This is a genomic window from Pelomonas sp. Root1217, assembly GCF_001425705.1.
In the GTDB taxonomy this organism is placed as follows: Bacteria; Pseudomonadota; Gammaproteobacteria; order Burkholderiales; family Burkholderiaceae_C; genus Pelomonas.
Genome location: NZ_LMDC01000012.1, coordinates 86,964 through 98,818 on the forward strand (window position 1 = coordinate 86,964; position 11,855 = coordinate 98,818).

The window sequence follows — 11,855 nt, forward strand, 5'->3', positions numbered from 1 at the left end:
CCGGCCACTGCTGATGTCGCTTCAACAGATCATCGACCGGCGCCTCTCCGGCAAGAACAAGTCGATTGGCAACCGCGAGCGCTTCCTGCGCCGCCACAAGGAGCAGATCCGCGAGGCGGTGAAACGCGCGGTCGATGGCCGTGGCATCCGTGACATGGAGCGCGGCGAGGATGTGCACATCCCGAAGAAGGACCTGAACGAACCCGTCTTCGGCCATGGCGACGGCGGCATCCGCGAGGTCGTGCGGCCGGGCAACCAGGAGTATGTGAAGGGCGATCGCATCGCCAAGCCCAAGGGCGGGCAGGGCGGTGGCGGCGGCGGCGGCGAAGCCAGCGACCAGGGCGAGGGGGAAGACGACTTCGTCTTTCACCTCAGCAAGGAAGAGTTCATGCAGGTCTTCTTCGAGGACCTGGCCCTGCCCAATCTCGCCCGCACGACGCTGGCCGACACCCCCGAGTGGCGCAGCCAGCGCGCTGGCTTCGTGTCCGACGGCACGCCAACCAACCTGCACGTCGTGCGCTCGATGCGCGGCGCTCTCGGCCGGCGCATCGCGCTGGGCATGGACAAGCGTCGCGAACTGCATGAGCTCGAAGCCCGCGAGCAGGAGCTGCTCAAGGAAGACCGCCCCGAGACGCCGCGCCTGCTGCTCGAAACCCGTGAGCGCATCCAGCATCTGCGCGAGCGCCTCAAGGCCATCCCTTTCCTCGACCCCATCGACCTGCGCTTTCGTGCCCGCGTGCGCATCCCGGTGCCGACGACGCGCGCCGTCATGTTCTGCCTGATGGACGTGTCCGGTTCCATGGACGAGGCCCGCAAGGACCTGGCCAAGCGCTTCTTCATCCTGCTCTATCTCTTCCTGACGCGGCACTACGAGAAGATCGACGTCGTCTTCATCCGCCACCACACGCAGGCGCAGGAGGTCGACGAGCAGAACTTCTTCCACGCCACCGAGACCGGCGGCACCGTCGTCTCCAGCGCCCTGGTGTTGATGGAGCAGATCATCAAGGAGCGCTACTCGCCGACCGAGTGGAACATCTACGGCGCCCAGGCCAGCGACGGCGACAACTGGCACCACGACAGCGGCCGCTGCCGCGAGCTGCTGGCCGACAAGCTGTTGCCGCTGTGCCGCTACTTCGCCTATGTGCAGGTGGCCGAGCCCGAGCAGAACCTCTGGGAGGAATACCAGAAGCTCAGCGAGGACGCCCGCCACTTCGCCATGCGCAAGGCCGTCGAGGCCTCGCAGATCTACCCCGTCTTCCGTGAGCTGTTCAAGAAGGAAGGGGCCTCCACATGAGCAGTAAAGAGGACCGCCGTCACCACGAGCGCCCGGCCAACCCGCCGGCCGGCATGCCCGACCGTCGCCAGCACCTGCCGCTGCGGCGCATGAAGCCGCTGGCAGAGCGCCCCAGCCAGCCGTTGCCTTCGCCCAATGACTGGAGCTTCGAGCTCATCGACGAGTACCACACCGTCATCAAGCACACCGCCGAGCGCTTCGGCCTGGACACCTATGCCAACCAGCTCGAGGTCATCACCGCCGAGCAGATGATGGACGCCTATGCCTCCGTGGGCATGCCGGTCAACTACCGGCACTGGAGCTATGGCAAGGAGTTCATCAGCACCGAGCGCAACTACAAGCGCGGCCAGATGGGCCTGGCCTATGAGATCGTCATCAACTCCGACCCGTGCATCGCCTACCTGATGGAGGAGAACACGCTGGCCATGCAGGCCCTGGTCATCGCCCATGCCTGCTACGGCCACAACAGCTTCTTCAAAGGGAACTACCTGTTCCGCATGTGGACGGATGCCTCGTCCATCATCGACTACCTCGTCTACGCGAAGAACTACGTCGCCGACTGCGAGGAGCGCTACGGCGTCGACGCTGTCGAGACCCTGCTCGACTCCTGCCACGCGCTGATGAACCACGGCGTGGACCGCTACCGCCGCCCCGCCAAGCTGTCGCTCGCCGAAGAGCGCGCACGGCTCAAAGACCGCGAGCAGCACGCACAGTCGCAGATCAACGACCTCTGGCGCACCCTGCCCAAGAAGGCCGACCGCCCCGACGAAGCCGCCGAGAGCCGCCGCTTTCCTGATGAGCCGCAGGAGAACCTGCTGTACTTCATCGAGAAAAACGCGCCGCTGCTGGAGCCCTGGCAGCGCGAGGTCGTGCGCATCGTGCGCAAGATTGCCCAGTACTTCTACCCGCAGCGCCAGACGCAGGTCATGAACGAAGGCTGGGCCACCTTCTGGCACCACCGCCTGCTCAACCAGATGTATGACGACGGGTATCTCTCCGACGGCATGATGATCGAGTGGCTCAAGTCACACACCAACGTCGTCTATCAGCATCCCAACGCCAACCTCAACCCGTATGCGTTGGGCTTTGCGATGTACACCGACATCAAGCGCATCTGCGAAAACCCGACGGATGAAGACCGCGACTGGTTCCCCGACATCGCCGGCAGCGACTGGCTGCCCACGCTTGACCACGCGATGCGCAACTTCAAGGACGAGAGCTTCATCGGCCAGTACCTGAGCCCGAAGATCATGCGCGACTTCCGCCTCTTCTCCATCATCGACGACGAGGCCAAGAGCGAGTACGAGATCTCCGCCATCCACGACGAAGGCGGCTACCGCCACGTGCGCCAGGCGCTGGCGCGCCAGTACGACCTGTCCACGCGCGAGCCCAACATCCAGGTGTGGAACGTCAACCTGCGCGGCGACCGGTCACTGACGCTGCGCCACGTGCAGCACCTGAACCGCCCGTTGCATGACAGCGCCCAGGAAGTGCTCAAGCATGTCGGCCGCCTCTGGGGCTTTGGCGTGCAGCTGGAAAGCGTCAACACGCGCGGCGACGTGACCAAGCGCTGGAGCGTGCCGGCTCAGGTGGGCTGAGGCGGGCACCCGCCGCGACAGGCGACCTGGCCACGCGGGCGGAGCGCCAACTCGGGCGACGACGGCAACCCGTGTTGCTGTCGAGAAAACTTACATCCTCGCCGCCCGCCAGGCGCGTCACGACGAAAGCCGACTCGCCCCCACCCATCGCCGCGACGGAAACTGGCGCGGGGGTCGAGCGGTCAGCGGGATTTCCCCCCGTGGTTCTGCCGGAGTACCGACCGGCGGCTCGGCCAGCACTTCTGTCGAGTGGCCGCACCTGTGCTCCTTGGCATGGAGGATGCGTCAAAGCCTGACGAGGGCCGCCGCAAGGCAATTTCGGCTCGCCCCATCAACGCCGCAGGAGAAACGCGATGCGTGAACTCAAGATATTGGCAAGCGCCATCGCCGCGCTGGCGATGTCATCAGGCGCGGCACCGGCGGCGGCGGCACCTCAGGTGGAGGTCGACTTCACGACGGGCTGCTCGCTATTTGGTGGCCAGGGCTTCAGCTCGGGTCGGCTCGGCTTCTTCAAAGCCATGGACACCCTGGGGCCCTGCGACGTGACGATTACCGTGTCGGGGATGGTGAAGGGCGGCTCATTTAATTTCGAGATCAGCGAGGGTGTTCGCAACAACTCTGCGTTCAACTGGCACGATTTCCACCACAGCCTGGGCTACCGCATGAACGGCGTTTTCAAGCGGTCGGGCACCACCGACGGTGTCTATTTTTCGGTCGACCCTCCGAAGACGGGTGAGAACTTCACACTGACTGGACAGGACGACCCCTCGCAAGCGAACTCGCTCGACTGGGTCGCGTCCGGGCCTGATTTCGCCAACGACGGCATTGGCGTCAACGACTTCCACTTCGGCCTGCACATCTCCGACGTCGACGAATCCGGCAACGCCGACAACGACGGCGTCACCACCTTCGTGCTGCGCCAGCAGGCCACCATCCCCGAACCCGGTGCCTTGTCCTTGTGGCTGCTGGTCAGCGGTGCGGGCCTGCTGGCCAGCCGGCGACGCCGCCAGACCGCTGCACCGACCTTTGCTCATTGATGCGCCGCACCTCGCAGAAACCGCTGGCATTGTCGCAAGCTCATCTCCACGCAGAAGCAGACCTGCAGGTGCTGCTGCAACAGCGGCCCATCCCAGCGCTCCTGCGCGTAGCCGCATTGGCAGGGCAAGCCCTGCAGATCAAGCCGAAGGCGCCGCGCGGTCTCCGATGAGACTCGCGACGGGCGGCCTCTCGGCCCCGCCAGCGGCGCGTGCTCCGCACCGCCCAGTGCGTCGGGGTCGTGGACGTAAGCCGTCACCCAGCGCTGAACGCTGCGTGTGCCATCGCCAAACCAGCTGGCCACTTCACGACAGCTGTGCCCCAAAGCCACCAGGTACACGCAATGCAGCCGATGCAATTCGTGCTGGGCTGGCGACCGGCAGGACTCGTGGCGCACGTCGGTACGAAGCTTTCGCAAGGCACGCGTTGATAGGTTGAGCATGGTCACCCCTGCAATCCGCCCGGCGGCGGTACGGCCACCGCACCTTACTGCAAAGCCGCCTGTCGCGGGCAGGGTCGATCGGGTCCTCGGGCGTGACAAAACGCTGGAGCGTGCCGGCTCGGGTGGGCTGATACTGGCCAGCATGTTCCGGCTGCTGCTGCCCACCCTTGTCGTCGCCACGGCCCTGCCCGCCCACGCGGTGGGCCTGACCGAACGCCAGGCCTGCCTGAAGCTGATCGGCACCGCCCGCGCCCTGCACCTCGCCGGCCCCAACAAGCGCGGCGACTACCGCTGCAAGCGCCACCCCACCGATGCCGATTTCGTCTTCACGCTGCGCTTCGACGGCCCCAGGGAGCCCAAGGACGCCAGCCATCTGCTGGGCTACTACGCCATCGACAAGGCCACGCGCGAGGTCTACGAATGGGATCTCATCACCCAGCAGCGCGGCGTGCCGCTCGTGCCGCCCAAGCGCAAGCGCTAAACCTCGTAGGTCCTGATCTCGATCAGGTGCTTGTTGGGATCGTTGAAGTACAGCGTCGGCCCTGGCCCGCGCGCACCGCCCTCGCTGCCCGGCCCCGTGTTCGTGCCCACCGAATCAAAAGTCGGCCCATAGCCCAGGCCTGCCGCCTTGATGCGCCCGAAGATGGCGTCGAACTCGCTGAGGGTCACCGCAAAGGCGTAATGCTCGAAGCCCGGCGTGCCCCAGGGCGCGAGCTGCAGCTGGCAGTCGGGACCGGCCTTGAGGACGGTGAATGGGCCGTCGCGGCCGGCATCGGTGAAGCCCAGTATGTCGGCGTAGAAGCGGACGCTGGCATCGCGGTCGTTGACCTTGAGGATCAGGTGGTCGAGCGTAGCCATGGCATCCCTTTCTTGGCGAGCCGCCTTGCAAACAGCACGGCCGACACCAGCAACAGCATCAGCCCCGTCGTTGCCTCGGCCCAGATCGTCAGGTTGGCCAGCAGCGTGTGCTGGGAACACAGGCCCAGGCGATAGTGCAGCAGGCCATCCAGGCCGAGGGCGCCGTAGACGCCGAGGGCCAGCAGGCCGAGCGTCGGCAGGCCCAGCCGGGCCAGCACCCAGGCCAGCAGGCCCACGCCGCAAATGGCAAACCAGCACAGCCACACAGTGCCCGGCGTCAACCAGGCTGGCATGCCGGGATAGAAGGCGATGTACTGGGCGTTGTGGCTGAAGTGAGCGAGGCTGGCGATGAAGTAGGCGGCGATCAGCAGAAGCAAGGCGCGAGGCATGGCGTGGTTGTACTACTTGAATGGCTGAATGACGTACGCCGCCTTCCGCCATGAAGCCCTGGACGCGTCGTACATGGTCATCAACGAATAGGTGCCTTGCGGTGCCCGAACGTCGAAGCGCGCCGTCACAGGGTCGCCTGGCTGAACAGCATCGGCCGACGGGCTGCTGACGACCACGCCTTGGGCTATCAAGCCATTGACGATCCGCGCAAGGTTGCGGCCCATGTCTTTCGAGTTGGCGTGCGACATGTACACAAAGCAACCCATCTCCGCCGTGTATTCAACAACGATCTTCACTTCATTCGCAGCAAGTCCCCAAAGCCCGACTTCGGCAGGCGTCGTCTGAGGCTCCATCCGTTTCAACGGTGTGGCTGAGATCAAGCGCAAGAACTCCGCGGGATTGCCTACAGAAGGCCGGCATACTTGATCGAACAGACGGGCGCCCGCTGTCAACGACAACTGCTCATCTGGCGATCGGCCCTGTGCGCTGGCCGCGCCGCAGACACCGATCGCAATGAGTGCCGACAGAAGACATTTGCGCATCGATTCTTTGAAAGACTTGACCATGCGATTCAGCTTAGCAGCCGCTCGGTCAAGCCCTGGCGACCCGGTGGTGTCAATCGCAGCTCACGCGAATCGGCCACGCGCCGCAGCCATCCTTTGTCCACCATTCCCTCCAGCCACGCCACCGCCAATGGCCCGGCGAAATGGTCGCGTCGCTCGGACCAGTCCACGCAGTCATAGAGCGCCCGCCCCGTTGCAACAAAGCCTTCGGGCGTCAGCTCAGCCAGCGCCTCCCGTCCCGCGTCGCTGAGCTCATACCGCCCATCCGCCGCCGCCTTTACCCAACCCTTGGCCAGCAGCGCCTCGCGCCAGCGCACGCCCAGTTCGCCGGCCAGGTGGCCATAGCAGCTGCGCGCATGCCTGAGCCCGCGCATCTCCGGCCGCTGCCAGCGCTTCAGGTCGGCCGCCGGTTCGTCGCCGCCATCACGGCGGTCCGCGACGCGCAGCAGTGCCTCCAGCGCATGCGCCACGTCGCCATCGGCCAGGCCGAAATAGCGATGTCGCCCTTGCGGCCGCACGCGGGCCAGGCCTTCGTCGACCAGCAGCTTCAGATGGGCCGACATCGTCGCCGCGCCCACGCCGGCATACGTGGCCAGCTCGCCCGCCGTGTGCAGGCGGCCATCGAGCAGCCGTGCCAATGTGCGTGCGCGAGTCGGGTCGGCGATGGCCGCGGCAATGCGCGCAAGGCGGGGTTCGGCGTTCATCGAGGGACTTGTTCGCGCTCATTCAAGCCGTAGTCGCGCACGACATGGGCCACCCGCAGCCGGTAGTCCTGGAACAGCCCACCGCGCCCGGCCGCCTGCGCCTCGCGGTGCCGCTCCACCTCGCGCCAGCCGCGCACAGCCTCCTCGTCGCGCCAGAAGGACAAAGACAAGAGCTTGTCCGGCTGCGTCAGGCTCTGGAAGCGCTCCACCGAGATGAAACCATCCATGCGCTCCAGCAGCGGCTTGAGTGCGGCGGCGTGGTCGAGATAGGCCTGGCGGCCCTCGTCGGTGGGCTGGACTTCGAAGATGACGGCGATCATGGCTGCACATCCTCACAGAAAGTGCGCTCCTCGCGCAGGATGAAGCGCTGCTTCTGCGCGAACTCGAAGTTGGCACGCGCCTCGGGGTCAGCCTTGAGGCGGGCGCGGTAGGCCTCGTAGGCGGCCAGCGAATCGAAACCAACCAGCCCCCAGGCCTCGTAGTTCGTGCCCTCGTGCGGCAGCCAGTAGCCCAGCAGCCGGCCGCCCAGGCGGGGAATGATGTGGCCCCACGCCTGAGCGTATTTGCGAAAGGACTCGCGCTGGAAAGGGTCAAGTTCGTAGCGGATGAAGCAGGTGATGGGCATGACAGAGTCCTCGTGTTGGGATGGCTGGCAGTTTGGGCGGCGGCGGGGGCGGGACGTTTCGGCGCGCAACGAAGCATTCGCCAGCGCCGGCCCCGGCTGGCGTAGGCTCAGCCGGACGCCACTCGCCCCGACGCCCATGCGCATGACACTCCGCCGCCCGCTGCTTGCGGGCCTGTTCCTGGGAATGCTCGCCAGCCTGGCGCCGGCCCAGACGCCGCCCGCCGAAACACCGCCGCCACTTGAGCTGGTCGTGCTCGGCTCCGGCGGCCCAGGCGCCACAGGGCGTGCGGGTTCGGCGCACGTGGTGCTGGTGGACGGCGTGGCGCGCGTGTTGGTGGATGCCGGCCCCGGCTCCTTCGCTCGGCTGGGCGAAGCGGCCCTGCCGCTGAACCGCCTCGACATCATCCTGCTGACCCATCTGCACGCCGACCACGCCGGTGAGCTGCCCGGCATCGTCAAGGCCCGCGCCGTGTCCGCCGGCCGGCCCGTCACGCTGCGCATCTTCGGGCCGGGTGGCCAGCGGGCGAAGCAGCGCGACGATGCCGACTTCCCGTCCACGCGCCGTTTCGTCGACCTGCTGTTCGGCAAGCAGGGCGCCTTTGGCTATCTGCGCGATTTCTCGGCGCCGCTGACGCTGCAGGCCACCAACATCGCGCCGACCCCGCAGCCCCGCGTGTTGCTGGACGAAGCGGGTCTGCGCATCACCGCGCTGCGCGGTCACCATCGCGACGCGCCGGCCGTCATCTACCGCGTCGAGCATGGCGGCAAGAGCATCGTCTTCAGCGGCGACATCGACGCCGGCGGCCATGCCGCGCTCAAGCGCCTGGCGCAGGGCTGCGACGCGCTGGTGTTCAACACCGTCGTGCTGGACCCCCCTGGCTCGCCCGAGGTGCTCTACACGCTGCACACCGCACCGTCACAGATCGGTGCAATCGCCGCGGCCGCGGGCGTGGGCAGGCTGCTGCTGGCCCACCTGGTGCCGGCCGTGGAGCGCGAGCGCGCTGCGGTCGACGCCTCCATCCGCACGCACTACGCGGGGTCGCTTAGCTGGGCAGAAGACGGGTTGCACCTGCGACCTTGACCCAGCCCGGTGCAGCTCGCAACCAACTGTTTCGGTTGCAACGGCGCCGTCACCCGCGGCTATCCTCGGCAATCGTGTCCAAACCCTTGCGCCCCGGCCCGTCGTCATCTTCCTCGCGCTGGGCCGGCTGGTTGCTCGGGCCAGCCGAGGCCGGGCAAGGTGCGGTCAAGCTGACGCTGCTGGCGTTGGTCGTCTACGGCCTGTTCGCGCTGAACGTGGCCGTGCAGGTGCACCTGGGCCTGATGGAGCGCGGGCCTGCGCTGTGGGTGAGCTGCCTGAGCCTGGCCGGCATCACGGGCTTTTACCTGCTGGTGCGCACCGGGCTGAGCCGGCACCTCGGGCGCGACCCGTCGCTGACGCTGCCGCAATCGGTCTTCGGCGCGCTGATCACGGCCTGGGGTTATGCCGTCGACCCGCCGCTACGCGGCGCCATCATCGCCATCATGCTGCTCAACCTGGTGTGGGGCATGTTCGTGCTGTCGCAGCGCCAGGCCTTCGGGCTCTATCTGTTCGGGCTGGCGTCGCTGGCCGTCGCGATGGTCTATGGCGCCACGACGGACCCGGCCAACTTTCCCGCGGCAGTCGAGTCCCTGCACTTCAGTTTCGCGGCCATCCTGATGACGGCCGTGTCGGTGCTGTCGGTCAACATGGCGCGGCTGCGCGCCAAGCTCAGCGCGCGCACCGCCGAGCTGCGCGCCGCACTGGGGCGCATCCAGTACCTCGCCCACCACGACGAGCTGACCCAGATCAGCAACCGCCGCCACCTGAGCGAGCGCCTCGCCGCCGAGCAGCTGAACCAGCGCCAGCATGGCCATGTGATGAGCCTGGTGCTGATCGACATCGACCACTTCAAGGCCGTCAACGACCGCCACGGTCACGGTGTGGGCGATGCGGTGCTGCGTCATTTCGCGGCCACCCTGCACGCCACGCTGCGCACCAGTGATTTCGCCGGGCGCTGGGGTGGCGAGGAGTTCCTCGTCGTCACGCCGCAGGCCAGCGCCGAGACGGCCGCGGCCCTGGTCGAGCGCCTGCGCGACGCGCTGGAGGCGGCCTCCTTTGACAGCATCGTGCCGGGCCTGCACGTCACCTTCTCCGCCGGCGTGGCCGAATGCGCGCCCGGTGAGGACCTGCACCTGGCCATCGACCGCGCCGATCGCGCCCTCTACCAGGCCAAGCAGACCGGGCGCGCCCGCACGGTCAGCGAGTTCGCGCAGTTATGACACCCCTCGCCCAGTCTCGCCGCGCTGAACGCGGGCGGGCCTGGTCGGTCCCCGGTGGGGACGGCGATGCTTGCGGCATCAAGCCGCAAGCACATCGCCCAACGCGGGCCGGCTAGGGAGCGGCCCGGCGCTCGGGCCCGCAAGAGCGTCCGGCAAGAGCAGGTCATAACGGCGCGACAGGGATGCAGAGCTCGCAGTCGAACACGCCGGTCTTGAAGTCGAATTTCGACTGCGGCCCGTAGTGCTCGAAGCAGGGCCGCGCATCCAGCTGCAGGCCGCTGCTCGGCAGCCACTGGCCCATCATGGCCGCCCAGGCGGCGCCGATCTCGGCGGCCGTGCCCTCGAAGTCCAGCGCTGCATAGCGGCCGCCGGGCAGTTCGGTGACGAGGGCGCCGCCATTGGGCACCCAGTCATCCGGCACGGCCACGCCGGTGTCGTAGCGGCATTGCTCGGGCGGCACGAGGCTCGGGTCGTCATGGCTGATGCCGAAGCGCGACACGGCGCCGAGGTTCTGCGTGGCCAGCCACGGATTGAAGGTCTCGGCCCAGAAGCGGCCAAGGGCAGGGCCATAGGCGCCCTGGTAGCGCAAATAGCCCATGCGCACAGGCGGGCGGTCGATGAGGCGGACGTTCACGGGATCTCCTTCGTCACGGTTGCGGGAGAAGCCATGCTCGTCGTCCAGCCCGGCGCCGGCTTGATCCAGATTGCTATCGGTCTGATCGAGATTGCGCCATTGCGCCGGTGGCAGACCGAAGCGCTGCTTGAAGGCGCGCGAGAAGGCCTCTGCCGAGCCATAGCCCACGCTGAGCGCGATGCTCAGCACGGTCGAATCTGGCTGACCGCGCAGCCGCTGCGCCGCCTTCTCCAGGCGGCGACGCGCCAAGTAGTCGCCCAGGGTCTGGCCCGTCCAGGCCAGGAAGAGGCGGTGGAAGTGGTAGGGCGAGAAGTGGGCCACGGCGGCCAGCGCTTCCAGGTCCAGCGGCGCGTCCAAATGCCGGTCGATGTAGGCCTGCACGCGGTGCATGCGGGCCTCGTACTGGCGCCGACTCGCGTTGTTCAAGCCCAGGCCCTCACCAGCCCGCGCATCGCGGCCGCATGCACGCCGGACAGCTCGTCGGTCGAGGCCTTGGAATCGGACTGAAAGGCGACGACCACCCAGGGCGAGCGGCTGCCCGGCGGGAACACCAGGGCCACGTCGTTGACCGCGCCACGGCCGCCGCTGCCGGTCTTGTCGATGACGCGCCAGCTCGCGTCCGGCACCCCGGCGCGCAGGCGCTGCAGGCCGGTGCGCGAGGCCTGCAGGTCGGCCCACAGCCGCGCCTGGTTGGCCCGCTTCAAGCCGGGCCCGAGCAGCAGGTGCTGCAGCGTCCTGGCAAAGGCGCGCGGCGTGCTGGTGTCCCGCGGGTCGCCCGGCGCGTTCTCGTTGAGTTCGGTCTCGAAACGGTCCAGCCGCGTGACCGCGTCGCCCTGCTGGCGCAGCCAGGCCGTCAGGCCGGAAGGGCTATCGCAGCAATGGCGCAGCAGCACGTTGGCGCAGGGGTTGTCGCTCTCGACGACGATGCCCTGCACCAGCTCGGCCAGCGTCGCTTGGCCCCGCGGCAACAAGCGGTCGAAGGCCGGCGAATGCGGCACCCGTTCACTCGCGCGCAGGGGCACGGCGTCGTTCCAGCCCCAGCGCCCGGCCTCCACACCCTGGGCCACGCGGGCGGCCAGCAGGATCTTGAAGGTCGACGCGGTTGCGAAGCGCTCGTCGGCACGGTGGGCCATCACGCGGCCGCTGCCGGTGTCGATGGCGAAGAAGCCGATTCGGCCCTGCACGCGGCGCTCCAGCGCGACAAAGTCAGTGGCAGTGGCGGCAAGGCTGCGGGTGGCCAGCGGCGCCAAAGCCAGGCCGGCAAGGAGGGGACGACGTTGCATGCGCCGCATTCTCGTGCGCCTGCGCACGGCCCCGGTGCAGGTGCACCAGCACCGCCCGTCCAGAAACTGACTACTCCGTCAGACTTGCGCAACAACGCTGTCATGACGGCCGCAAGCCGCTGCGGCGG

Annotated in this window: 14 protein-coding genes; 6 read left to right on the plus strand and 8 right to left on the minus strand. The window is 67.6% G+C overall.

Features of this window, described 5'->3' with window-relative positions; all coding sequences use genetic code 11:
* Positions 1–13 precede the first annotated feature (13 nt).
* The 4 genes from ASC95_RS09280 (at position 14) to ASC95_RS09295 (ending at position 4,850) form a co-directional block, all read left to right on the plus strand.
* Positions 14–1,294, plus strand: a complete 1,281-nt coding sequence (locus ASC95_RS09280; RefSeq protein WP_057297456.1) for a YeaH/YhbH family protein — start codon at positions 14–16, stop codon at positions 1,292–1,294.
* Entirely contained in the window at positions 1,291–2,892 is a 1,602-nt protein-coding gene (locus tag ASC95_RS09285) for a SpoVR family protein (protein WP_057297457.1), read from the plus strand. The genes ASC95_RS09280 and ASC95_RS09285 overlap by 4 nt, the downstream gene beginning before the upstream one ends.
* 353 nt (positions 2,893–3,245) lie before the next feature.
* A complete protein-coding gene (locus tag ASC95_RS09290) occupies positions 3,246–3,929 on the plus strand; it encodes a PEP-CTERM sorting domain-containing protein (protein WP_057297458.1) in 684 nt (227 codons plus the stop codon).
* 582 nt (positions 3,930–4,511) lie between these two features.
* Positions 4,512–4,850 carry a hypothetical protein gene (locus ASC95_RS09295; protein WP_057297459.1) on the plus strand — a complete coding sequence of 113 codons (339 nt, stop codon included), beginning with the start codon at positions 4,512–4,514 and terminating at the stop codon, positions 4,848–4,850.
* Here the strand turns inward: ASC95_RS09295 and ASC95_RS31135 are convergent.
* From ASC95_RS31135 to ASC95_RS09325, 6 genes are read right to left on the minus strand one after another with little or no spacing between them, the layout of a single operon-like run.
* Positions 4,847–5,227: a VOC family protein gene (locus ASC95_RS31135; protein WP_057297460.1), complete on the minus strand. Its 381-nt coding sequence runs from the start codon at positions 5,225–5,227 to the stop codon at positions 4,847–4,849. The two genes, ASC95_RS09295 and ASC95_RS31135, sit on opposite strands and share 4 nt — an antisense overlap.
* The gene (locus ASC95_RS31140; RefSeq protein WP_057297461.1) at positions 5,206–5,616 is read right to left on the minus strand and encodes a hypothetical protein; all 411 of its coding nucleotides are present in this window, start codon (positions 5,614–5,616) and stop codon (positions 5,206–5,208) included. Before ASC95_RS31140 ends, ASC95_RS31135 begins: the two co-directional genes overlap by 22 nt.
* A 12-nt stretch (positions 5,617–5,628) precedes the next feature.
* Positions 5,629–6,183 (minus strand): hypothetical protein, encoded by a 555-nt coding sequence (locus tag ASC95_RS29875; protein WP_082567657.1) that lies wholly within the window; start codon positions 6,181–6,183, stop codon positions 5,629–5,631.
* Between the two features lie 5 nt (positions 6,184–6,188).
* Positions 6,189–6,884, minus strand: a complete 696-nt coding sequence (locus ASC95_RS09315) for a helix-turn-helix transcriptional regulator (protein ID WP_057297463.1) — start codon at positions 6,882–6,884, stop codon at positions 6,189–6,191.
* Positions 6,881–7,204: an antibiotic biosynthesis monooxygenase gene (locus ASC95_RS09320; RefSeq protein ID WP_057297464.1), complete on the minus strand. Its 324-nt coding sequence runs from the start codon at positions 7,202–7,204 to the stop codon at positions 6,881–6,883. The genes ASC95_RS09315 and ASC95_RS09320 overlap by 4 nt, the downstream gene beginning before the upstream one ends.
* On the minus strand, positions 7,201–7,509 hold the full coding sequence (locus ASC95_RS09325) for an NIPSNAP family protein (RefSeq protein WP_057297465.1): 309 nt from the start codon (positions 7,507–7,509) through the stop codon (positions 7,201–7,203). Before ASC95_RS09325 ends, ASC95_RS09320 begins: the two co-directional genes overlap by 4 nt.
* Positions 7,510–7,651: 142 nt before the next feature.
* On the opposite strand from ASC95_RS09325, the gene ASC95_RS09330 reads away from it, so the two are divergent.
* Both ASC95_RS09330 and ASC95_RS09335 read left to right on the plus strand, forming a co-directional pair.
* Positions 7,652–8,590, plus strand: coding sequence for an MBL fold metallo-hydrolase (locus ASC95_RS09330; RefSeq protein WP_235537853.1), 939 nt, complete (start codon positions 7,652–7,654; stop codon positions 8,588–8,590).
* 74 nt (positions 8,591–8,664) lie between these two features.
* The gene (locus ASC95_RS09335) at positions 8,665–9,810 is read left to right on the plus strand and encodes a GGDEF domain-containing protein (RefSeq protein WP_157256043.1); all 1,146 of its coding nucleotides are present in this window, start codon (positions 8,665–8,667) and stop codon (positions 9,808–9,810) included.
* A 163-nt stretch (positions 9,811–9,973) separates the two neighbouring features.
* Here the strand turns inward: ASC95_RS09335 and ASC95_RS09340 are convergent, their stop codons facing one another.
* Entirely contained in the window at positions 9,974–10,870 is an 897-nt protein-coding gene (locus ASC95_RS09340) for a GyrI-like domain-containing protein (protein ID WP_057297467.1), read from the minus strand.
* A complete protein-coding gene (gene bla / locus ASC95_RS09345) occupies positions 10,867–11,727 on the minus strand; it encodes a class A beta-lactamase (protein WP_057297468.1) in 861 nt (286 codons plus the stop codon). The genes ASC95_RS09340 and bla overlap by 4 nt, the downstream gene beginning before the upstream one ends.
* Positions 11,728–11,855: the final 128 nt, after the last annotated feature.